Here is a 21,864-nt window from a genome sequence, read left to right as displayed (position 1 = left end):
AATTATCTCGACCGTGGTCCGGCCTGCCGCACACGCCGCAGCAGATCCGCGGTGGCATCGGCGGCGTGTTCGAACTCGACCTCGTTCACCCATTCGCGGATGCGCACCACGTCGGCGCTGTGGGGGGTGCTGACGCAGGCGCGCAGCAGGGTGTCGAGCACCTCCTCGGCGGCGAAATCCGAGGTCTGCAGCAGTCCGACCAGGCGTTCGAGCAGGGCCTCCAGCTCCTCGACCGTGCCCTCCTCGCCACCGGTCACCTCGACCAGGATCTCGTCGAGAGACGCCAGGCAGCGCTCAGCCTCGGCGTGCAGGCGGCGCACGTCCTCGCCGATGGGCTGGGCCAGGCGGATCCTGTTGGTCAGGCGTTGCGCCGCTTCCTGCAGGTCGATGGCGCCGACATAGGCGGCGGTGGCCTGCAGGCCGTGGGCGCACTCGAACAGCGCGGTGACATCGTCGGCCGCGCGCCAGGCGGAGATCCGCCCCGGCAATTCGGCCTGTTGCACGCGGAAATCGCGGATCAGCTGTTCATAGAGTTCGGCGCTGCCGCGCAGCAGGCGCAGCGCCGACTCGGGTTCGAGCACCGCACTGGCACGCGCCCGCGCCAGCACGCCGATCTCCTTGACCTCCACGACCTCTTCCACCGCCTTGCGCTCGGCCCGTTGCAGCTGCTCGAGATTGGCCCAGGCGGCGATGATGCGGAACAGTTCGGCGGGATCGAGCGGCTTGACCAGATGATCGTTCATGCCGGCATCCAGGCAGCGCTCGCGATCGCCCGGCAGGCCGTTGGCGGTCATGGCGATGACCGGCAACCCGGCCAGCGCCGGTCGGGTACGCAATTCGCGGGTGGCCGACAGGCCGTCCAGGCGTGGCATATGGACGTCCATCAGCACCAGGTCGTAGCGCTGCTGTTCCAGCTGGTCCAGCGCGGCCTGGCCGTCTTCGGCCACGTCGATCAGGATGCCGCTGCCCTGCAGGAAGCCGATGACCACCTGGCGGTTGATGGCGTTATCGTCCACCAGCAGCAGGCGGATGCCCTGCAGATCCACCACACTCTGGCCCACCGTCGGCGCGGCGACCGGCGCCAGGCCCAGTCCGGACAGCAGTCGCTGCACGGCGGGACCGGTAACCGGTTTGTCGAGAAGCTCCAGACCCGGCAGATCCTCGCCCAGGCTGCGCACCTCTTCCGCCTCGTAGGGCGAGGCCAGCAGGGTCACTGCCAACTCCGGCTGCCGGGCGCGCAGCTGGCGCGCCAGGGCCAGGCCGTCTTCGCCGCCCAGGCGCCAGTCGACGATGGCCAATTCGAAGACCGACGTGGCCATGGCCGCCAGGGCCTGCTCGGTGGATTCGGCTTCCACCACCTGCATGCCCAGTTCGCGTAGCCGTTGCCCCAGGGTGCGCCGGGCCAGACCGTGGTCGTCCACCAGCAGGACCTGGCGCGGGGTCTGGCTGGGCAGCCGCTCGGGCTCGCCCACCACGGGCAGGGTCAGCCGCAGGGTAAAGCAGGAGCCGCGCCCGGCTTCGCTGTGGACGTCGAGGGTGCCGCCCATGAGTTCGGTGAGCTGGCGGGAGATCGCCAGGCCCAGGCCAGTCCCGCCATAGCGGCGGCTGATGGAGCCGTCCGCCTGGGTGAAGGGCTGGAAGAGTTGTGCCTGCTGGGCCTCGGTCAGGCCGATGCCGGTGTCTTCCACCGCCAAACTGAAATGGGCACGACCGGCTTCGCAGACCGCGCCGACCCGGATCAGCACATGGCCCCGCTCGGTGAACTTGACCGCATTGCTCAGCAGATTGACCAGCACCTGCTGCAGGCGCAGCGGATCGCCTTCCAGCGCCAGGGGAATATCCGGACCGCAATCCAGCACCAGTTCGACACCCTTCTCATGGGCCTTGAGGGCGCAGAGATTGAGGGTGCGTTCGAGCACCTTGGCCAGGTTGAAGCCCAGTTGTTCCAGCTGGGTACCGCCGGCTTCGTTGCGCGAATAGTCGAGCACGTCATTGATCACGCTCAGCAGGGTCTCGCCGGAATCGAGGATCTTGCCGACATGGCCGCGCTGTTCGCCGGACAGCCTGGTACCCAGGGTCAGGCGGCTGAGGCCGATCACCGCATTGAGCGGGGTGCGGATCTCGTGGCTCATGGTCGCCAGGAACAGCGACTTGGCCGCGGCCGCCTCTTCGGCGCGAATGCGCGCCTGGTCCAGTTCGAGGGTGCGCTCGCCGACGCGCTGCTCCAGGGTCTCGTAAATCTGCGCGTGTTCCAGGGAGATCGCCGCCTGGGTGGCCAGGATGCTCAGCACCTGCAACCGCCCCGGGGTGAAGGCCTGGGCCAGCAGGTTGTTTTCCAGATAGAGGATGCCGATCAGGCGATTCTGGCGCAGCACCGGCAGGCAGCAGACCGACCGCGGACGGCGCGCGCGCATGTAGGCGTCGCGGACGAACCGACCGGCACGGGCGGCGTCGTCGAGAATCACCGGCTCGCGATGGCGGATCACATGGGACACCAGGGTCAGGGGCACCAGACCCTCGCCGGCATCCTGCTCGTTCAGCGCCAGCGGCAGTCCCTGCAGCACCTTGGGCTCGGCGGCGCCACTGCAGACCGAGGCCTGCACCAGCCAGCGCCCGCCCTCGGGCAACAGCAGCAAGCCATGCTGAGCGCCGCCCTCCTCCAGGATGATGCGCATCATCCGCGCCAGCAGCTGATCCAGCGCCAGTTCGTTGGAGATGGTCTGCAGCGACTTGAGCACCGACAGCCAGTCCAGGCGCATGATGTCGCTGGTGGACTGGGCCTGGGTGCGCTGCACCGTCAGGGGAGTGGCCTCGGCCACGCGCAACCAGTGGGGAAATTCGTTTTCCAGCACCTGGGCCTTGGCTGCGGCGCCCCAGTGCAGATAGCTGCGCTGGGCGTCCTGCAGGTAGGTCCGGGCGATGCGCGGACGCTGCTGTTCCAGCCAGAAACGCCCATAGAGTTCCTCGGCCAGCGCCGCACCCTGGCGGAAGCCATGCAGCCGCGCGGATTCCAGGGCCTGCTCATAGAGGTCCATGGCGGCGTCGGCGCGGCCCTCGCGGCGCGCCCGTTCAGCGGCCACCAGGTCGCGCTTGTGGGCGAAGTTTTCCGGGCAGTGCGCCGCCCAACCACTCAACCGATCCTGGGCGGTCTCGATCTTGGCCAGGGTCTCGCCCGCCAGCTCGCCCTCGGCGAGCAGGATCAGCGCCTGATAGAAGGCGTGCTCGGCGATGCTGAACCAGCCGAAGCTGGCCGCCAGCGAGGCCTCCATGGCTTCGGCGTGCTGCCGGGCCTGGGGCAGTCGGCGGAACAGCAGCGCCGCCTGCATCTTGTTGAAGTCGTAGTAGTTCAGGCAGAGGACATGGCCGCTGTCCTGCATCTGCCGCACCAGTGCCGCTTCGTCCTGGCCCTCCTCGTCCCAAGTCTCCTGGCTCGGGGTGAGGCCCTGCAGCAGGCGCAGCGACTGGCGCAGGATGGTGAAGATCTCCAGGGTGTTGGGATCGCCGATCCCTAGCAGGATCCGCTCGATCTCCGCGGTTTCGCCGAGGATGTCGTCCAGCGGCGCGCCGGCGTGCTGCAGGTGCTTGAGGATGTGGAAGGCGCTGTAGGCGGTGAAGATGATCTCGCCGGTGCGCTGACCGGCCGCCAGGGCCTCGCGCAGCAGGGCGACGTTGTCCGCGATGGGGCTCGACCAGGGGCTGTTGGTCACCGCGAACATGGTGTAGACCTTGCACTTGAGCGGCAGATTGCCGGTGCGGTCCACCAGGTCGACGGCCAGCCGCCCGACCTGATAACCCAGCTCGTAGCGACCGTGGAAGGCCGACAGCAGCGAGCCGTAGTTGGCATAGCCGAAGGGCGAGAGATCGCCGTTGCCGTACTGGATCGACAGCTTGACGATGCGCATGACCGCCAGCAGGCTCATTGGCAGGTCGACGTTGATCGCCGGCCCCCAGAGCAGGCCCAGCAGGCGGATCAGCAACTGGGCGCGCGGGTCTTCCATGCGCGGCAGGTCGAGCAGCGCCGCCGGGTTGCGCGTGGCCAGCCAGGCCTCGACCTCGGCGCTGTCGGCGCCAATGGCCTGATTGATGGCGTCCGGTGCCTCCGGCCAGGGCTCGTCCAGTGCCTGGATACCGGCCTTGGCCACGGTCAGGGCTTCGGTAAAGCGCCCGAGGCCGCTGTAGAGATCGATCTGCAGGGCCCGCACCCCGGCTTCCTCGAAGGTGCTGCGCGCGCGCGGCAACAGCAGTTCGCAGATGCGCAGGGCTTCGGTGGCATCGCCACAGAGGTGCGCGACCTCGGCCCATTCCCGATGCAGCTGGAACAGCAGCGCGTGGCGGCTCTCCCAGGCGGCGGCGTCGATCAGCGTAACGGCCGTGCGCAGGAAATCCTGGGCGGCCGGATAGGCATTGGCCTGGCGCGCCTTGCGGGCGGCGTCCAGATTGAGCTCCAGCAGCTGCAGCCGCTCGGCGGGCGTCTCGATCAGGGCGACGGCCAGGTTGAGGTGACTGACCGCGTCCAGCCGCGTGGCGCTGCCTTCGGCGAGATACAGCTGCCCGGCGCGCAGATGGACACGTTCGCGCTCGGCGGGCGCCAGCAGCGAATGGGCGGCATGGCGTACCTGATCGTGCAGGAAGCTGTAGTGGGTGGGCGTCTGCTCACCCACCTGGCCACCCTCGGGCTCGGTGAGCAGGCCTTCCTGCACCAGCGACTGGCAGCGCCGGCGGATGTCCGCGGGCGATTCCGCCATCAGCGCGGCGAGGCGGTCGCTGGAGAAATGGGTGCCCAGGCAGGCTGCCCATTGCAGCAGCTGCGAGGTGGCGGCCGGCAGGTCCTTGAGCTTGCCCACCATGAAGTCGACGACGTTGTCGTAGACGTCCAGCGCCTGGAGCCGGGCCAGCTCCCAGTGCCACTGGCCGGTCTCGCCGTCGAATTCCAGCAGGCCTTCCTGCTGCAGGCTGCGCAGCAGCTGCTCGATGAAGAAGGGATTGCCAAGGGTCTTGTCCAGGCAGAGGCCGGCCAGGGCCGCCTGGTCTTCCGCCGGTGCCGGCAGCAGCTCGGCGATCAGTCGCTCGATTTCTACCCGCGACAGCGGTCCCAGCGACACATTGCGGATCAGCGCCGCGCCGAGCAACCGTTCCAGGGCGCTGCCCGCCAGCTGCTCTTCGCGATGGGTCGCCACCAGCAGCAGCGGCCCCTGATCGCCGCGGGCCAGCAGGCGCTCGATCAGCCGCAGCGACGCACTGTCGGCCCACTGCAGATCGTCCAGCCACAGCAGCAGCGGCCGGGTGTCCGCGGCAAAGGCCAGCAGCAGCGCGACCACGGCCTCGTCGAAGCGTTGTTCGGCCTGTAGCGGCGGCAATTCGGCCACCGGTGGCTGGGGCCCGAGCCAGCTGGCCAGCTCGGGGGAGACCTCGGTCAGCACCCCGGCGTTGCCGCCGAGGGCCTCGATCAGGCGGTCGGCAAAGGCCTCGCCCAGGGTCTGGCCGATCTCCACCAGCTCGCGCAAGGCCTGGCGCAGGGCGCCATAGGGCACGCCATTACCAAGGGTCTCGAACTTGCCGTGGGCGAGCAGCACCCGTTCGCCCTGGCGGCGGACGAAGGCCTGCACCAGCGCCGATTTGCCCACCCCGGAATGGCCGCTGACGAAGACGGCTTCGATCCGACCCATTGTCGCCCGGGCCAGTGCCTCTTCCAGCAAGCGCAGGGGCGCGCCGCGCCCCTGCAGGGTACGCACCGGCACCAGTCGCGCGGGCGGATCCTGCTCACCGAGGGCGAAGGGCGTCCGCTCACCGGCCTGATGGGCCGCCTGACAGCGCTGCAGGTCGCGCAGGATGCCGAAGCAGCCCTGGTAGCGCTCTTCGGCGGCCTTGGCCATGAGCTTGTCCACCAGCGCCGCCAGCATCGGCGGTACCGTCGGCACCCGCTCGACCAGCGAGGGCGCGCGCATCGCCAGGTGCGCATGCACCAGCTCCAGCGGATCCTGGGCACGGAACGGCGGCTCGCCCGCGAGCATCTCGTAGAAGGTCACGCCCAGCGCATAGAAGTCGCTGCGATAGTCCTGGTGCCGTCCGGTCCGCCCGCTCTGTTCCGGGGCGAGATAGGTCAACGAGCCTTCCAGGCGGCTATCGCTGCCCTGGACGGCGCCAAAGACCGTGGCGATGCCCAGATCGGTCAGCCGCAGGCTGCCCGTGGTGCAGTTGCAGACGATATTGCGTGGATTGAGGTCGTTGTGGGCGATGCGCAGCCGGTGCAGCCGCGCCAGGGCGCGGACGATGGCCAGCGCCCAGTCGAAGAAGTCATCCAGCGCCAGCGGCCCGGCGGCGAGCAATTCGGCCAGGTCGCTACCGCCGATGTCTTCGAGCACCAGTACCTGGCGACCCTGGTATTCCAGCAGTTCCAGGGCGGCGCTCACCGCCCCGCTGGCACTGGCGCGGCGGGTCAGCTCGAATTCATGGCGCAGCCCGGCCTGGGCCTGGGGCGTGGGATAGTCGGCGGCCAGCTGCTTGAGGATCACCGGCTGGCCATCGACCAGCCGCGTGCCGCGGTAGATCAGGGCATGGCGGCTTTCGCTCACCCGCGTCTTGCAGCTGTAGCCAGGAATCCTCAACACCGCGTTCGCCTCGATCCTCGGCCGACCGGGCGATACCGGGCCAGCACCTCAACTATTTCCGTTGCCTTGCTAAAGTCTCAAGGGAACTTTTCGATAAAGTGATATTACCCTAGCCATCACATGGCATTCGTCCACTGGTGCAACAATTTGCACACTTCGGAGCAATAGGCATGGACGCTGTACCTTCTGTCCGCAAAATCGCCATCTTGGGCGGCGGCGTGTCCGCCGTCACCACCGCCTTTCGTCTTACTAGTGAACCCAATTGGCAGGAGCGTTACCAGATCACCCTGTACCAGCAGGGCTGGCGTCTCGGCGGCAAGGGGGCCAGCGGACGCAATGCCGCCGATCACCAGCGCATCGAGGAACACGGCATCCATGTCTGGTTCGGCTTCTACTACAATGCCTTCCACAGCCTGAGGCAGTGCTACGAGGAACTGGACCGGCCCGCCGGTGCGCCGCTGGCGACCCTTGACGAGGCCTTCTTCCCGCATTCCCACACCGCCTTCGCCGACGACTTCCAGGCGCAATGGACCACCTGGCCCATCGACACCCTGGCGTTGCCCGGCAAGCCCGGCGAGGGCTGGAATCCCAAGCCCTTCATGGCCGCCCTCGGCGATCTCCTGGAGTGGCTGCTGCGGCTGGGCGAGGTGAACGACACCTCGACCGGCGCTGCGCCAGGCGGCCTGTTCGCCCGGCTGCGCGCGCACTGTCGCGAGGAGCTGCATGAGCGACTTCTGAACGAGGCCGAGCACCAGCTGCAGCAGGCCCGCACGGCGCTGCCCGACGGCGTCGACCATCCCGTGCTGCTGGCATTGCTGCGCAAACTCCGCGGCCTGCTTGGCGACATCCTGCACGACCGCAGTCAGACCCACGTCAAGGCCCACCGGCTATGGCTGCTGATGGACTTCGGCCTGACCGTGCTGATCGGCATGCTCGCCGACGAGGTCTATGCCAAGGGCTTCGCGGCGCTCAACGCAGAAACCTTCCAGGCCTGGCTGAGCCGTCACGGCGCCAGCGCCGCGACCCTGGACGGCGCGGTGCTCAAGTCCCTGCACGGCGGCATCTTCGCCTATCGCGACGGCGATCTCGCCCAGCCCGACGTCGAGGCCGGCACCGTGCTGCGCGCCGCCCTGCTGGCCCTGACCACGGCCAAGGGCTCCTTTATCTGGCGCATGCAGGCCGGCATGGGCGACGTGGTCTTCGCGCCCTACTACCAGGTGCTCGCCCGCCGCGGGGTGGACTTCCGTTTCTTCCACCAGGTCACCGCCATCGAAGCCGCCGACGACGGCCAGGGGCCGCGGGTGACGCGCCTGCAGATCCAGCGCCAGGTCAGGCTCAAGGGCGCCGCCTACCAACCGCTGGTGGACGTCAAAGGCCTGCCCTGCTGGCCTTCGGCGCCGCTGTACGAGCAACTCGACGACGAGGTCGCCCGGGAGCTGCAGGAGGGCCAGATCAACCTGGAATCCAACTGGAGTGGCTGGCAGGGCGTCGAGCAGCTGGAGCTGCAGGTCGACCGCGACTTCGACGAGGTGGTGCTGGGGATCTCCGTGGCCGGCCTGGCCGACCTGGCCCCCAGCCTCTGCGCCCTGGACCCGGCATTCGCGCGCATGACCCGGCAGGTGGCCACCGTCGCCACCCAGGCGGTGCAACTCTGGCAGAACCGCGACGCCTGGCAACTGGGCTGGAGCGGCTCACCCGAGGGTGGCCAGGCCCCCGAGCTGCTGGGCTTCGCCGCCCAGCCGATGGACTCCTGGGCCGACGTCAGCTACCTGGTGGACCGGGAGGACTGGTCGAACGGCACCCCGCCGGCGGACATCAGCTATTTCTGCGGGGTGCTCGCCGCCGCGGCCGCTCCGCCCATCGGCAAAAAGGATGACTATCCGCAGCAGGAAGCCACCAAGGTGAAGCAGGCCTTCCTCGACCTCATGAACGTCAAGCTGGGTGCCTACTGGCCCCAAGCCGTGACCCCGGCGGGCTATCGGTGGGACTTTCTGCTGGCACCCGCCGAGGTCCAGGGACCGGCGCGCTTCGACTATCAGTACTGGCGGGCCAACGTCGATCCCAGCGAGCGCTATGTGCAGAGTGTGGCGGGCAGCAGCCGCCATCGGCTGACCACCGACGGCAGCGTCTGCCGCAACCTCTACCTGACCGGCGACTGGATCGACAACGGCTTCAACATGGGCTGCGTGGAATCAGCGACCCTATCCGGCCTGCAGACCGCTCGCGCCCTGCTCGGCCACGGCGAGATCCTGCCCGGCGAGGACGCCTTCCAGTAGTGCCACCGCCTGGGCCGCTGCGCGCTCGGCGCTGCGGTCCACGGCAGGTGGATAGCAAGGCTCGCTGCCGTCCAGGTAATCCAGCAACTCGGGCGCCTGGTTCCAGACCGCAGCCTCGCTGTAGAGGCGAGGCAATTCCAGCCGAATCCAGCCGTCCATGAGGCGCACGCCCAGTTCCTCGATACCCAGGCCGTGACCCTCGATCACCTCGCGATCCGCTTCGGTGAGGGGATAGTGCGGGGGATAAAAGTCGGCCAGGCTGACCAGCAACTTGACCGAGAAGCCGCGCGGATCGGCCAGCAAGGCCCCCAGCTCGGCGAACAGCGTCGCCTCCTCTACCAGGGCCTGGGCGAACATCAGTCGGTAGAGGGTGATATTGAGAAACAGCCGACCCACCGCGTTCTCGGCGCGCGCATCCGCCTGATGCAGGGCGAAGCCGGCGAGGATGGAGGCGTTGTGCGCCCGATACCAGTGACGCGGGGTGGGATCGGCGATAAAGGTTAGCCAGCAGCGCGTCGGATAGGGCGCCTGGTCACCGGCCAGGCCATGCTGCGCCAGACAACCGGCCAGCTCGGACAGATAGATGAAGTGCAGATTGACGTTGCGCCACCAGGCGCTGCCGGTCACGGGATCCAGGACACCGGCCTGGATTTCCCAGTCGAGAAAGGCCAGCTCCGAATCGCCATAGCTCAGGCCATCGTGGTCGGCGTCGCCAAAGCTCCTGTAGAAGTCCTCGCGGACCGCCCGCCGCCGGGCAGGCACGTTCTCGATCTGGCGACAGAGTTCGCGGGTCGCCGCGACGGCGTCTTCATAGGTGTACATGCCTTCCCTGCCCTGCGTGTTGGAATCCTGGCCGATCATGGCGCAATGGCATCACCAGCTTCCACGCGCAATAGGCTGAACGCACTAGAAGGGAGCTCCAGTGGCTGTCCCTCATGCCGCCAGTCGCCCCTGAGCGGATCGCCGCCCCGGGCGATCACCACCACGGGTCTTACCCGCCGGTGGTCGGACAGCTTGCGCTGGGGCAGCATGGCGTCGCGATCGTCCAGCCGCACCCGCCGGGGCAGATCGGCGACTCGCAATCGCCGTACCGCCAGCGGCGGGCCGGGCTGATCCACCGCCAGGGCCAGCACGAAGACACTGTCCTCGGGCCGTACCCGCTGCGCCACTGCGGGCGCCAGGCGGACCTCCACCTCGAGCTCCGGCATGGCCAGCGCCTGACCGGCGGCCCGCGCCGCCGTCTCCGCCCGGGCGATCCCCTGGGCGAGGGTGGCGCGCAGGGGATCGCCCGCTGGCAGCACCGCGACCAGGCGCTGCCAATAGTCTGCCGCTTCGGCATAGCCCCCCCGTTCGTAGGCAGCCATGCCCAGCAGCCCCAGGGTGGTGGGCTCGCCGGGGTTAGCGGCCAGGGCTTCGTCGGCCAGCGCCCGGGTCTGGGCATCCAGCTGGCGCCCGGCGGCGAAGAAGCGGGCCTGGGCCAATTGCCCGAGGACCTCCGCGCGCCGGCCATCACGGGGGATGACCTGCTCGAAGGCGGCCACGGCATCCCGGTAGCGACCCAGGCCGGCATAGGCGCGTGCCAGCAGGTACCAGTTGTCGGCTGCCTGGGGTTGCAGCCGCGTCGCCGCCTCCAGATCGGCCAGCAGCGCTTGGGGCGAGGCCGGCGGCGCGGTGAGACGCTGACTCAGTTGCCAGGCCGGCCAGCCGCCGAGCAGCAGGTAGAGACCCAGGGCCAGGGCCGGGCCGCCCAGGGCGACCGCAACCCCCAGGCGACGGCCGCGGCGCTGGGGCGAAGCCTCCTCGGCAGGACTGTCGGCGAGCAGGCTGCGGCCGGCCTCGGCTTCGGCCAGCGCCAGGGCCTGGTCGTCCAGCTCGCCCCGGGCCGCTCGTGCCCGGGCTTCGGCCAGGCGCTCCTGATAGAGGGTGCGATTGAGCACCGCGCGCTGATCCGCCGTGGCGGCTCCGCCGCGCAGGAGCGGTACCAGCAGGATCAGCAGCGCCAGGATCAGCAGCAGCCCCGCCAATCCCCAGAAGGTCGGCATCATGGCTCCTCCTCCGCCTGCAGCGCGGCCAGGCGCTGGCGTTCGGCCTCGCTCAAGGCCTGCTCAGGGCGGCGCCGCCGCGTCAGGACCAGCAGCAGGCCGGCACCACCCAGCAGGCCCAGGCCCGGCAGCAGCCACAGCAGCAGGGTGCGCCCCTCGAAGGGCGGTCGATAGCGGATGAATTCACCGTAGCGCTGCTCCAGGTGGGCGATGATCTCGGCATCGCTCTGCCCGACCGCCATCAGGCGTTGGATCTCGCGGCGCAGATCGCCGGCGATGGGCGCATTGGAATCGGCCAGGTCCTGGTTCTGGCACTTGGGGCAGCGCAATTCGCGGGTCAGCGCCTGGAAGCGCGCGCGTTCGGCGTCGTCGCGAAAGCCATAGGGGTCGATGGCCGCCTGGCTAAGGGTCGACCAGAGCAGCAACAGCAGCAGCCAGCCGGCCCTCATGGCGTCGCCACCAGGGCGCGATAGCGCGGGCCGAGCTCTGCGTCCCAGACGCGCTGATCGATCACCCCGACATGGCGATAGCGCACCACGCCGCGGGCATCGACGAGAAAGGTCTCCGGCGCGCCATAGACGCCCAAGTCCAGCCCCAGCCGGCCTTCGTCGTCGCGGATATCGAGCTGGTAGGGATCGTGGAATTCCGCCAGCCAGCGGCGGGCGCTGGCATTGTCATCCTTGTAGTTGATGCCGTGGATCACCACGCCCTCGGCCTTGAGTCGAGTGAGCAGCGGATGTTCGTCCCGGCAGGCCACGCACCAGGTGCCCCAGACATTGACCAGCGCCGGGCGGCCGAGCAGGTCCTGACGGGTGAACCGTCGCTCATCCTGCACGCCTGGCAGCGAAAACGCCGGAAACGGCTGATCGACCAGCGCCGACGGCAGGGCCTGGGGATCGCGATAGAGGCCGCGAAAGAGAAAGCCCGCCAGCACCAGAAAGGCCAGCAGTGGCAGGCAGAGCAACAGGCGACGGCGCATCAGCGGGACTCCGCGGCAGAGGCAGGGGAAGACGATCGGCGGCGATAGCGCGGATCGGCCAGGGCCAGCAGGCCGCCCAGGGCGGTGAGCAGGCCACCGAGCCAGATCAGCCGGACGAAGGGCTTGATCTGCAGGCGCACGGCCCAGGCGCCCTGCCCCAGCGGCTCGCCGAGGGCCACATAGAGATCGCGGGTCAGGCCGGCGTCGATGGCCGCTTCGGTCATCACCGCGCCACTGGCCAGATAATGACGCTTTTCCGGGGTCAGCAGGGCGACTACCCGGCCCTCGCGCTCGACCTGCAGCAGGGCGCGCTCGGCGGTGAAGTTGGGCCCTTCGTAGTGCTGGGTACCGGCGAAGCCGAAGCGATAGCCCTGGAGTTCGACGTGCTCGCCCGGCGCCAGGCGCAGATCTCGTTGCACATCCAGCTGGCTGGCCAGCACCACGCCCAGGGCCAGCACCGCCAGCCCCAGGTGGGCCAAGTGCATGCCCCAGTAGCTGCGGGGCTGACTGCGCAGGCCGCGGCGCCAGCCCAGCGCCGTCACCTTGCCCAGCATGTCGCGCAGCGCGGTCAGCAGGATCCAGGACGCCAGCGCCAGCACCGCCAGGATCGCCGCCCTGGGTTGGTCCAGCCACCAGCCAAGCAGTCCGGCCAAGGCCGCGCAGCCCAGCAGGATGGGCGCCAGCAGGCGCGCCAGCCAGCGACCCGGGCTGCTTTTCCAGCGCACCAGCACCCCGACGCCCAGGGCCAGCATCAGCAGCGCCATCAGCGGCACGAACAGCAGGTCGAAATACGGCGGACCCACCGACAGCTTGGCGCCGGTCAGGCTGTCGATCACCAGCGGATAGAGGGTGCCGAGCAGCACCGTGGCGGCGGCGGTCACCAGGATCAGGTTGTTGACCAGCAGCAGCGCCTCGCGCGAGGCCAGGCCAAAGGACCCCGAGCCGCTGAGCGCCGGCGCGCGCCAGGCGAACAGCGCCAGGGAGCCGCCGACCACCAGCAGCAGGAAGGCCAGGATGAAGACGCCGCGGGTGGGATCGCTGGCGAAGGCATGCACCGAGGTCAGCACCCCCGAGCGCACCAGAAAGGTCCCCAGCAGGCTGAGGGAAAAGGCCGCGATGGCCAGCAGCACCGTCCAGCCCTTGAACAGGCCGCGTTTCTCGGTCACCGCCAGGGAGTGCAGGAGCGCCGTGCCCACCAGCCAGGGCATGAAGGAGGCGTTTTCCACCGGATCCCAGAACCACCAGCCGCCCCAGCCCAGTTCGTAGTAGGCCCACCAGGAGCCGAGCACGATGCCGCAACCGAGAAAGGCCCAGGCGAGCAGGGTCCAGGGCCGTGCCCAGCGCGCCCAGGCGGCGTCCAGCCGACCTTCCAGCAGCGCCGCCAGGGCGAAGGCGAAGGCCACCGAAAAGCCGACGTAGCCCATGTAGAGCATGGGCGGATGCAGGATCAGCCCAGGGTCCTGCAGCAGCGGATTGAGGTCGTTGCCCTCCCGCGGAAATTGCGGCAGCAGGCGGGCGAAGGGATTGGAGGTGGCGACCAGAAAGGTCAGGAATCCCGTGGCCACCAGCCCGAGGATGCCCAGCACACGCGCCAGTAGCGCCTGGGGCAAGGCCCGCGAACAGCACGCCACCGCCAGACTCCAGCCCGCCAGGATCAGCGCCCAGAGCAGCAGGGAGCCCTCGTGGGCGCCCCAGGTGGCGCTGACCTTGTAGTACCAGGGCAGGCGACTGTTGGAGTTGGCCGCCACATAGGCCACCGAGAAGTCGTCCTGCAGAAAGGCCCAGGTCAGGGCGGCAAAGGCCAGCGCCAGGAACAGCCACTGGCCGAAGGCGGCCGGGCGCGCCAGACGCATCCAGTCGGCCTGACCGCGCCAGGCGCCCAGCAGCGGCAGGGTGCCCTGCACCAGGGCCATGGCCAGCCCCAGCAGCAGGCAGAGTTGTCCGAGTTCCGGGATCATGGCGCCGGCCTCGCGCCGTCGAGCGGCCGTCCGGCCTGGCGCAGCGCCTGGCTCACTTCGGGGGGCATGTATTTCTCGTCGTGCTTGGCGAGGATCTGATCGGCCACCAGGCGCCCCCGGTCGTCGAGTCGACCCAGGGCCACCACCCCCTGCCCCTCACGGAACAGATCCGGCAGGATGCCGGCATAGCTCACTCGCACCTCTCGCTGGAAATCGGTGATGACGAAACTCACCGCCAGGGAATCCGCGGCGCGTACCAGGCTGCCCTTCTCCACCATGCCGCCGGCGCGGATGCGGGTATCGCGCGGCGCCTCGCCTCGGGCGATCTGGCTCGGGGTATAGAAGAGGTTGATGTTCTGCTGCAGGGCGCTGAGGGCCAGCGCCGCTGCGCCGCCCACGCCCAGCAACAGCAGCAGGATCCACAGCAGCCGACGACGACGAACCGGATTCATGGCCGCCGCTCCCGCCGCCAGCGCTGGCGCAACTCCCGCTGCAGCCGTCGACGCGCCTGCCAGCCGTGCAGCAGCAGGCCGCCGAGGACGATCAGGGTCAGGCCGAAGGCCGGCCAGACATAGAGGCCATGACGCCCCATGCCAAGGGCTTGCGCCCAGTCCACGCCGCTCACGCGCTCTCCTCGCCCAGTTCCAGGCGTACCCAGCGACTGCGCCATTCGCGCCTGAGCACCTCCAGGCGCATGCGCTGCAACAGCACGCCGGCAAAGAACAGGTAGAACGCCAGCACCATCACCAGCAGCGGCAGCCACATGGCCGCTGGCATCGGGGGACGCTCCACCAGGCTGAAGGTGGCCGGCTGGTGCAGGGTGCTCCACCACTCCACCGAATACTTGATGATCGGCAGATTGACCGAGCCCACCAGCGCCAGGATGGCGCAGGCCCGGGCGGCGCTCTCGCGATGGTCGATGGCCTGCCCCAGGGCGATCACGCCCAGATAGAGAAACAGCAGCACCAGCATCGAGGTGAGCCGGGCGTCCCAGATCCACCAGGTGCCCCAGGTGGGAATGCCCCACAGCGACCCCGTGGCCAGGGCGATCACGGTCATCCAGGCGCCGATCGGCGCGGCCGCGCGCAGGGCCACATCGGCCAGCTTGAGGCGCCAGACCAGGCCGATGGCTCCGGCGACCGCCAGCAGCAGATAGCAGGATTGCGCCAGAAAGGCCGCCGGCACATGCACATAGATGATGCGAAAGCTGTCGCCCTGCTGATAGTCCGGCGGCGCCAGAAAGAGGCCCCACACCAGACCCACGGCCAGCAGCAGTCCGGCCAGCGCCAGGCAGGGCCCCTGCAGCCGGCCGGCCAGGCGATAGAAGATGGCGGGAGAGCCCAGGCGATGCAGCCAGGTCCAGTTCATGTCGTCCTCGTCATTGGGCCGCGCCGATGCGCAGGCCGGCGGCGATCGCCAGGGGGGCCAGGGTCAGGGCCAGCAGGGTCAGGCAACCCAGCCAGAGCAGTAGCCCCGCTACCGGCAGGCCCAGCCGCGCCGCGTCCAGGGTGCTGGCGCCAAGGATCAGCACCGGGATCTGCAGCGGCAGATTGAGCAGCGCCAGCAGCAGCCCGCCACGGGCCAGGCCCACGGTGAGGGCCGCGCCGATGGCGCCGATCAGGGTCAGGGCCAGACTGCCCAGGGTCAGGGCCGCCAGGGTCGCCGGCAGGGCCGCGGCGGGCAGCCCCAGCATCAGCGCCAGTACCGGCGTCAGGGCGACCAGGCCGAGGCCGGCGAAGCACCAGTGCACCAGCAGCTTGAGCAGGACCAGCAGCGGCAAGGGCTGGGGTGCCAGCAGCCAGAGTTCCAGGGAGCCGTCCTGCCACTCGCTGCGAAACAGGGCTTCCTGACCGAGCAGCAGGGCCAGCAACAGCGCGATCCACAGCAAGCCCGGCGCCAGGGCGGCCAGCTGCTGGCTATCAGGCCCCAGGGCCAGGGGAAAGAGGGTCACCACCAGGGCATGGAAAGCCAGAGGCGTGAGCCACAGCGCCGGTCGGCGCCAGGCCAGGCGCCCTTCGCGCCCGAGGATGGCCAGCCAGGCGCCGCTCATCGACCAGCGTCCAGCCAGAGCAGGCGATGGGCGGCCGGGGCGGCTTCCAGCTCGCGGTGACTGGTCAGCACCAGGGCGCCACCCGCGGCGCAATGCGCCTGCAGGCGCGCTTCCAGCCGCGCGCAGGTGCTGGCGTCGAGGGCGGTGAAGGGTTCGTCCAGCAACCAGAGCCGCGGCGGTTCGGGCAGCTGGAGACGGGCCAGGGCGACGCGGCGACGCTGACCCGCCGAGAGCTGTCGGCAGGGCTCGTCCGCCCAGTCGGCCAGTCCCTCGGCCGCCAGGGCGGTCCAGCAGGCCTCCCGGGTCGTCGGGCGCCACAGATTGGCCAGGCTATGGAGATTTTCCGCCGCGGTCAGCCCCTCGGCGATGCCGGGCGCATGCCCCAGCCAGAGCAGTTCGCCGGCGGCGGGCCGGCGTACCGTACCGGCATCCGCCGGCAGCAGTCCCGCCAGGATGCGCAGCAGGCTGGTCTTGCCACTGCCGTTGACGCCCCCGATCTGCAGCGATTCGCCCGCCGCCACGCTCAGACTCAGGTCGTCGAACAGCAGGCGACCGCCCCGTTCGCAACGGAGCGCGACGGCGTCGAGCAGGGGCTGATTCAAGACAGGGGTTCTCACGGCACTAAAGTCGGTCGGGCGCTGGCCGTTAACCCGGCACACGCCCTTGAAGGCGCGCCATTATACACAGGCGATTCCACCGGACCTGCCCGATGACTTCCATCTCCGCGATCCAACCCAGCGCTGGCGTCACGCCCGCCCTGCCCGTCCGGGCCGCGGCGGCGCAGGCGTCGGACGCGGGGGCGCAGATCCTGCAGGCCCTGCAATCCCTCGACGACCTGATTCCGCCCGGCAGCACGGCCACCGCCGAGGTGCTGGCCACCCGTCCGGCCGGCCAGAGCTTCCAGTTTCTGCTGCAACTGCAGCTGGCCGAGGGCGGCAGCGTCCTGCTCACCACCCAGAGTCCGACCAACAACCTGCCGGTGGGCAGCCAGCTGCTGGTGAGCACCCTTGGCTCCACCCAGCTGGCGGTGCTACTGCAGAGCCTGGAGGGCGACGCGCCACCGCCGCCGCTGCAGCAACTGGACCTGCGCCAGTTGCCGGTGGGCACCACCCTGCAACTGCGGGTATTGAGCAGCCTGCTGCAACAGCCGCCCGGCGCGGCGCCCACCTACGAGGTGATCGCCAAGGCCCTGAGTTCCAGTCTCGAAGGTCGCCAGCTCAAGCTGGAATCGCCCCGCCCGGTGCCGGTTGGCAGCCTGTTGACCGTGGTGATCAAGGACAGCCAGGAGGTCACGGTGCTGCCCATGGCGCAGCGCCTCGACCAGCTCGACATCGATCGCCAGCTGCAGAGCCAGGGGCAGCGCCAGCTGTCGATGAATGCCCTGCTGCAATGGCTGGAGGACGTTCCCGAGGCGGATCTGCCGCCGTCGGTGGGCGCCGCCCTCAAGTCCCTGCTGGCCAATCTCGAACACACCGAGGCCCTGACCACCCCGCAGGGCTGGGCTCGCGCCCTGGCGCGCAGTGGCCTGCAACTGGAGCAGCAACTGCTGGATCGCGGCGGTCCCGAGCTGCAGGAAGACTTCAAGGCCAATCTGCTGCGCCTGGTGGATCGCCTGCTGGCCAGCGTGCCGGGCGAGGCCCTGCGCAATCCCCAGGTCGCGATCCAGACCGCCCAGCAGAATCTGCCCGATGCCTTGCGCCGGGCGCTGGGCGACGCCGCCACCGCCAGTCGCCAACCCACCGCCCTGGACTTCCCCCTGGGTGAACGCGACGGCCGCGGCCTCAGCGCCGCCAACGCCGAACTCGATGAATTGCTGCAACTGGCCACCGGCGTCATCGCCCGGTTGCAGACCCACCAGCTCGCCAGCCTGGCCCAGACCCAGGTCTTGCCGGACGGCTATTATCTCTCCACCTGGCAGACCGAGATTCCCTGGCGCGATGGCGAGCGCCTCGGCGCGGTGCAGGTGCGCTTCCAGGAAGAACGACCGCCGCCGGACAGCCGCGGTGAAGCCCGCGACAGCCTGTGGAAGGTGGAACTGGCCTTCGATCTGGCGCCGCTCGGCCCACTGCAGGTGCGCGCGCAACTGGCCAGCGGCCGGCTGTCGAGCGAGTTCTGGGCGGAAAAAGGCGCCACCGCCACCCTGATCGATACCGAATTGCCCCATCTGCGCGAGCGCCTGCTAGCGGCCGGCTTCGTGGTCGGCGACCTCAGCAGCCGCCAGGGCCGTCCCGCGCGCCATCCGCGCACCTCCCTCGAACAACGCTGGATCGACGACACCGCATGAGCACGACCGCCGCCCGCCAGGCCATCGCGCTGTCCTATGACGGCAGCAGCGCCCCCATCCTCTCCGCCAAGGGCGACGCCGAACTGGCGGAACTCATCCTGGCCACCGCCCGGGAGCACGAGGTGCCCATCTACGAGAACGCCGACCTGGTGCGCATCCTGGCGCGCCTGGAGCTGGGCGCGGAAATTCCCGAGGCGCTCTATCGCACCCTGGCCGAAATCATCGCCTTCGCCTGGCACCTCAAGGGCAAGTGCCCGGCGCACTTGGCCGACCAGCCGGATCTGTCGTACGGCTGGGAGCGGATGCCGTAGATATCCAACTTAATTCTCTTATCGCGGCCATGGGCCGCTCCTACAGGGAGTGATGCTTTTGTAGGAGCGGCCCATGGCCGCGATAGTCCAAGTCAGAGCGGTCGCTACGGCGCACCGGCATGGCCGCGATAAAACCCGCAAAAGCCTGCCCTACCCCCGCCGCAACGAATGCCCGACGGCGCCCTTCTCTTCCACTTTGGCCGCGTCCCACAGGGCATCCATCTCCTCCAGACTGGCCTCCTGGGGCGAGCGGTCCTGGGCTTTCAGCGCCTCCTCGATGAAGCGGAAACGCCGCTCGAACTTGGCGTTGGCCTGGCGCAGGGCGTCTTCGGCGTCGACCTGCAGGTGCCGCGCCAGGTTGACCATCACGAACAGCAGATCGCCGACCTCTTCCGCCACCTGGGCCGCCTGGCCGTTGGCCATGGCCTCGCGCACCTCGTCCAGTTCCTCCTGGATCTTGGCCACCACCGGCGTGGCATCGGCCCAGTCGAAGCCGACATTGGCCGCCCGCTTCTGCAGCTTGGCCGCGCGACTCAGGGCCGGCAGCGCGGCTGGCACGTCATCCAGCAGCGACAGCTGCTCGGGCGCCGCGGCCTTTTCCGCCCGCTCCTCGGCCTTGATCTCTTCCCAGCGGCGCTTGATGGTCGCCTCGTCCAGCCGCGGCAGGTCCAGCGGGCCATGCAGGTCGCCATCGGGAAAGACATGGGGATGGCGCCGCACCAGCTTGCGGGTGATGCCATCCACCACCTGGGCAAAGTCGAAATGGCCATCCTCGCGCCCCAGCTGGCTGTAGTAGACGACCTGGAACAGCAGATCGCCCAGCTCGTCGCGCAGCTGCGGAAAATCCCGCCGGGCGATGGCGTCGGCGACCTCATAGGCCTCTTCCAGGGTGTGGGGCACGATGCTGGCGTAGTCCTGGCGCAGGTCCCAGGGGCAGCCGTGTTGGGGATCGCGCAACCGGGCCATGAGGTGCAGCAGGTCGTCGAGTTGGTACATGGATGAATCCTGTCACTGGAAAAAGAACGAGGCGCCAGGAGGCGCCTCGTGGGGGCATCGTCGCACCGCTCAGGCGGCGCGATTGCGCCGGGCTTCGATGATGTTGGGCAGCTGGGAGATCCGCCCGAGCAGGCGGCCGAGGGCGTCCAGGCCAGGGATCTCGATGGTCAGCAGCATGTTGGCGGTGTTTTCCTCGCGATTCGAGCGGGTGTTCACCGCCAGCACGTTGATCCGCTCGTTGAGCAGGATCTGCGAGACATCGCGCAACAGACCGGAACGGTCGAAGGCCTTGATGACGATATCGACCGGATAGGTCTGCACCGGCACCGGACCCCAGCTCACCTGGATGGTCCGTTCCGGCTCGCGACTGGCCAGCTGCAGGGCGTTGGCGCAATCCTGCCGGTGGATGGTCACGCCACGCCCCAGGGTGATGTAGCCGACGATGGCATCGCCCGGCACCGGCTGGCAGCACCCGGCGATCTGGGTGAGCAGGTTGCCCACCCCCTGGATCTGCACATCGCCGCGCTTGCCCGGTTTGTTGGTCGGCTTGCGCGGCAGGAGATCGAGGGTATCGACGCCCTTGTCCGGCTCCACCAGCTGCTGGGCGGCGTGCATCACATGGGCCAGACGCAGGTCACCGGCGCCCAGGGCCGCCAGCATGTCCTCGGCACCCTTGTAGTTGACCTTCTCCGCCAGGGTATTGAAGTCCACCGGCGGCAGCGCCAGGCGCGACAACTCGCGCTCGACCATGGCCTTGCCGGCGGCGACGTTCTGGTCGCGCGCCTGGAACTTGAACCAGTGGACGATCTTGGCCCGGGCCCGCGAGGTATTGACGTAGCCGAGGTTGGGGTTGAGCCAGTCGCGGCTGGGCGAGCCCTGCTTGCCGGTGATGATCTCCACCTGCTCGCCGGTCTGCAGCTGGTAGTTCAGCGGCACGATGCGGCCGTTGATCTTGGCGCCGCGGCAGTTGTGGCCGATCTCGGTGTGCACCCGGTAGGCGAAGTCCAGCGGCGTCGCGCCCTTGGGCAGGTCGATGGCGTGGCCGTCGGGGGTGAAGACATAGACCCGGTCCGGCTCGATGTCGACGCGCAACTGGTCGGCCAGGCCGCCGATGTCGCCCAGCTCCTCGTGCCATTCCAGCACCTGGCGCAGCCAGGAGATCTTCTCTTCGTAGTGGTTGGAGGCCGACTTGACGTCGGTCCCCTTGTAGCGCCAGTGGGCGCAGACCCCCAGTTCGGCCTCTTCGTGCATGGCGTGGGTGCGGATCTGCACCTCCAGCACCTTGCCTTCCGGACCGATCACCGCGGTGTGCAGGGAACGGTAGCCGTTCTCCTTAGGATTGGCGATATAGTCGTCGAACTCGCGGGGAATGTGCCGCCACAGGGTATGCACGATACCCAGCGCGGTGTAGCAGTCACGCACCTCCGGCACCAGCACCCGCACCGCGCGGACGTCGTAGATCTGGCTGAACTCCAAACCTTTGCGCTGCATCTTCCGCCAGATGGAATAGATGTGCTTGGCCCGGCCGCTGATGTCGGACTTGATACCCGTGGCGGTGAGTTCGTCACGCAACTGCTGCATGACATCGGCGATGTACTGCTCGCGATCCAGCCGCCGCTCGTGCAACAGGGTCGCGATCTGCTTGTACTGCTGGGGCTCCAGGTAACGGAAGGACAGGTCCTCCAGCTCCCATTTGATATGGCCGATGCCCAGGCGGTGGGCCAGGGGCGCATAGATGTCGGCCACCTCGCGAGCCACCCGGTTGCGGCGCTCTTCGGTGGCGTTCTTGACCGCACGGATGGCGCAGGTGCGCTCGGCCAGCTTGATCAGGGCCACGCGCACATCGTCGACCATGGCCACCAGCATGCGCCGCAGGTTGTCGACCTGGGTCTGGCTGCCCAGCACCATGGACTTGCGCGGATTGAGACTCTCGCTGATCGCCGCCATGCGCAGCACGCCTTCGATCAGCTTGGCCACCACCGGCCCGAAATGCTCCGCGGCCGACTCCAGGGTCGCCTTGCCCTCGCGCACCGCCCGGTAGACGATGGCCGCGATCAGGCTGTCCTGATCCAGCTTGAGATCGGCCAGGATCTCGGCCATCTCCAGACCGGTGTGGAAACTGGAGGTGCCCTCCGCCCAGGTGTGCTCGACCTGGCCGGAATTCTCCTCCGCCGTGCGGGCGAAGCCGCAGGCATCCAGCAAGGTCTCACGATCGAGATTCGGATCCACGCTCTGGATGTGATCCAGCCAGGCGTGAAGGTTGATGCTGCCATCGACGTTGACTGGCTGATGCGCTCTGACCTGTACCATCTACCCCTTCCTCACGGCGGTGCCTTCGCCGGATTGGCTCGCATCGGTTG

The 21,864-nt window shown here is 68.8% G+C and carries 16 protein-coding genes; 3 read left to right on the top strand and 13 right to left on the bottom strand.

The genetic code is table 11. The annotated features are described in order from the left end of the window. Positions 1 to 2: 2 nt before the first annotated feature. Positions 3 to 6,608, bottom strand: a complete 6,606-nt coding sequence (locus CFE50_RS03310; protein WP_286731160.1) for a response regulator — start codon at positions 6,606 to 6,608, stop codon at positions 3 to 5. A 170-nt stretch (positions 6,609 to 6,778) separates the two neighbouring features. Between CFE50_RS03310 and CFE50_RS03305 the strand changes: the two genes are divergently transcribed. Further along, on the top strand, positions 6,779 to 8,884 hold the full coding sequence (locus CFE50_RS03305) for an NAD(P)-binding protein (protein WP_286731157.1): 2,106 nt from the start codon (positions 6,779 to 6,781) through the stop codon (positions 8,882 to 8,884). Here the strand turns inward: CFE50_RS03305 and CFE50_RS03300 are convergent. The 10 genes from CFE50_RS03300 to ccmA are packed head-to-tail and all read right to left on the bottom strand — an operon-like array spanning position 8,810 to position 16,515. After that, positions 8,810 to 9,706: a hypothetical protein gene (locus CFE50_RS03300; protein ID WP_286731155.1), complete on the bottom strand. Its 897-nt coding sequence runs from the start codon at positions 9,704 to 9,706 to the stop codon at positions 8,810 to 8,812. The two genes, CFE50_RS03305 and CFE50_RS03300, sit on opposite strands and share 75 nt — an antisense overlap. Positions 9,707 to 9,741: 35 nt before the next feature. Beyond that, positions 9,742 to 10,929: a c-type cytochrome biogenesis protein CcmI gene (gene ccmI / locus CFE50_RS03295; protein ID WP_286731153.1), complete on the bottom strand. Its 1,188-nt coding sequence runs from the start codon at positions 10,927 to 10,929 to the stop codon at positions 9,742 to 9,744. Next, complete coding sequence (locus CFE50_RS03290) at positions 10,926 to 11,375, bottom strand: cytochrome c-type biogenesis protein (RefSeq protein ID WP_241808935.1); 450 nt, start codon at positions 11,373 to 11,375, stop codon at positions 10,926 to 10,928. Before CFE50_RS03290 ends, ccmI begins: the two co-directional genes overlap by 4 nt. Further along, positions 11,372 to 11,905, bottom strand: a complete 534-nt coding sequence (locus tag CFE50_RS03285) for a DsbE family thiol:disulfide interchange protein (RefSeq protein WP_241808936.1) — start codon at positions 11,903 to 11,905, stop codon at positions 11,372 to 11,374. Before CFE50_RS03285 ends, CFE50_RS03290 begins: the two co-directional genes overlap by 4 nt. Further along, positions 11,905 to 13,863: a heme lyase CcmF/NrfE family subunit gene (locus tag CFE50_RS03280; protein ID WP_286731150.1), complete on the bottom strand. Its 1,959-nt coding sequence runs from the start codon at positions 13,861 to 13,863 to the stop codon at positions 11,905 to 11,907. Before CFE50_RS03280 ends, CFE50_RS03285 begins: the two co-directional genes overlap by 1 nt. Next, on the bottom strand, positions 13,860 to 14,315 hold the full coding sequence (gene ccmE, locus CFE50_RS03275; protein ID WP_286731149.1) for a cytochrome c maturation protein CcmE: 456 nt from the start codon (positions 14,313 to 14,315) through the stop codon (positions 13,860 to 13,862). The genes CFE50_RS03280 and ccmE overlap by 4 nt, the downstream gene beginning before the upstream one ends. Continuing rightward, positions 14,312 to 14,488 carry a heme exporter protein CcmD gene (ccmD, locus tag CFE50_RS03270; protein WP_074583134.1) on the bottom strand — a complete coding sequence of 59 codons (177 nt, stop codon included), beginning with the start codon at positions 14,486 to 14,488 and terminating at the stop codon, positions 14,312 to 14,314. The genes ccmE and ccmD overlap by 4 nt, the downstream gene beginning before the upstream one ends. Continuing rightward, the gene (locus tag CFE50_RS03265; RefSeq protein WP_042133393.1) at positions 14,485 to 15,231 is read right to left on the bottom strand and encodes a heme ABC transporter permease; all 747 of its coding nucleotides are present in this window, start codon (positions 15,229 to 15,231) and stop codon (positions 14,485 to 14,487) included. Before CFE50_RS03265 ends, ccmD begins: the two co-directional genes overlap by 4 nt. A gap of 10 nt (positions 15,232 to 15,241) precedes the next feature. Beyond that, on the bottom strand, positions 15,242 to 15,913 hold the full coding sequence (gene ccmB / locus CFE50_RS03260) for a heme exporter protein CcmB (protein WP_027599850.1): 672 nt from the start codon (positions 15,911 to 15,913) through the stop codon (positions 15,242 to 15,244). Beyond that, positions 15,910 to 16,515 (bottom strand): cytochrome c biogenesis heme-transporting ATPase CcmA, encoded by a 606-nt coding sequence (ccmA, locus tag CFE50_RS03255; protein ID WP_042133391.1) that lies wholly within the window; start codon positions 16,513 to 16,515, stop codon positions 15,910 to 15,912. The genes ccmB and ccmA overlap by 4 nt, the downstream gene beginning before the upstream one ends. Positions 16,516 to 16,622: 107 nt before the next feature. Between ccmA and fliK the strand changes: the two genes are divergently transcribed. Both fliK and CFE50_RS03245 read left to right on the top strand, forming a co-directional pair. Further along, on the top strand, positions 16,623 to 18,197 hold the full coding sequence (gene fliK / locus CFE50_RS03250; RefSeq protein WP_286731146.1) for a flagellar hook-length control protein FliK: 1,575 nt from the start codon (positions 16,623 to 16,625) through the stop codon (positions 18,195 to 18,197). Further along, on the top strand, positions 18,194 to 18,508 hold the full coding sequence (locus CFE50_RS03245) for an EscU/YscU/HrcU family type III secretion system export apparatus switch protein (protein ID WP_007158963.1): 315 nt from the start codon (positions 18,194 to 18,196) through the stop codon (positions 18,506 to 18,508). The genes fliK and CFE50_RS03245 overlap by 4 nt, the downstream gene beginning before the upstream one ends. A 150-nt stretch (positions 18,509 to 18,658) precedes the next feature. Here the strand turns inward: CFE50_RS03245 and mazG are convergent, their stop codons facing one another. Together mazG and relA are read right to left on the bottom strand one after the other, a co-directional pair. Further along, on the bottom strand, positions 18,659 to 19,504 hold the full coding sequence (gene mazG / locus CFE50_RS03240) for a nucleoside triphosphate pyrophosphohydrolase (protein WP_286731143.1): 846 nt from the start codon (positions 19,502 to 19,504) through the stop codon (positions 18,659 to 18,661). Positions 19,505 to 19,573: 69 nt separating this feature from the next. Next, positions 19,574 to 21,814: a GTP diphosphokinase gene (relA, locus tag CFE50_RS03235; protein ID WP_007158965.1), complete on the bottom strand. Its 2,241-nt coding sequence runs from the start codon at positions 21,812 to 21,814 to the stop codon at positions 19,574 to 19,576. Between the last annotated feature and the right edge of the window lie 50 nt (positions 21,815 to 21,864).

The sequence above is a fragment of the Pseudomonas sp. PGPPP4 genome, from assembly GCF_002256045.1.
GTDB classification, from domain to species: domain Bacteria; phylum Pseudomonadota; class Gammaproteobacteria; order Pseudomonadales; family Pseudomonadaceae; genus Chryseomonas; species Chryseomonas oryzihabitans.
The sequence above is the reverse complement of the archived record's forward strand: the minus strand, read 5'-3'. Positions and strand labels throughout refer to the sequence as shown.

Bases quoted from the DNA above. Each gene is read 5' to 3' on its own strand.
- CFE50_RS03305 (WP_286731157.1), top strand. From the start codon at position 6,779: ATGGACGCTGTACCTTCTGTCCGCAAAATCGCCATCTTGGGCGGCGGC.
- CFE50_RS03300 (WP_286731155.1), bottom strand. From the start codon at position 9,706: ATGTACACCTATGAAGACGCCGTCGCGGCGACCCGCGAACTCTGTCGC.
- ccmI (WP_286731153.1), bottom strand. From the start codon at position 10,929: ATGATGCCGACCTTCTGGGGATTGGCGGGGCTGCTGCTGATCCTGGCG.
- CFE50_RS03290 (WP_241808935.1), bottom strand. From the start codon at position 11,375: ATGAGGGCCGGCTGGCTGCTGCTGTTGCTGCTCTGGTCGACCCTTAGC.
- CFE50_RS03285 (WP_241808936.1), bottom strand. From the start codon at position 11,905: ATGCGCCGTCGCCTGTTGCTCTGCCTGCCACTGCTGGCCTTTCTGGTG.
- CFE50_RS03280 (WP_286731150.1), bottom strand. From the start codon at position 13,863: ATGATCCCGGAACTCGGACAACTCTGCCTGCTGCTGGGGCTGGCCATG.
- ccmE (WP_286731149.1), bottom strand. From the start codon at position 14,315: ATGAATCCGGTTCGTCGTCGTCGGCTGCTGTGGATCCTGCTGCTGTTG.
- CFE50_RS03265 (WP_042133393.1), bottom strand. From the start codon at position 15,231: ATGAACTGGACCTGGCTGCATCGCCTGGGCTCTCCCGCCATCTTCTAT.
- ccmB (WP_027599850.1), bottom strand. From the start codon at position 15,913: ATGAGCGGCGCCTGGCTGGCCATCCTCGGGCGCGAAGGGCGCCTGGCC.
- fliK (WP_286731146.1), top strand. From the start codon at position 16,623: ATGACTTCCATCTCCGCGATCCAACCCAGCGCTGGCGTCACGCCCGCC.
- CFE50_RS03245 (WP_007158963.1), top strand. From the start codon at position 18,194: ATGAGCACGACCGCCGCCCGCCAGGCCATCGCGCTGTCCTATGACGGC.
- mazG (WP_286731143.1), bottom strand. From the start codon at position 19,504: ATGTACCAACTCGACGACCTGCTGCACCTCATGGCCCGGTTGCGCGAT.
- relA (WP_007158965.1), bottom strand. From the start codon at position 21,814: ATGGTACAGGTCAGAGCGCATCAGCCAGTCAACGTCGATGGCAGCATC.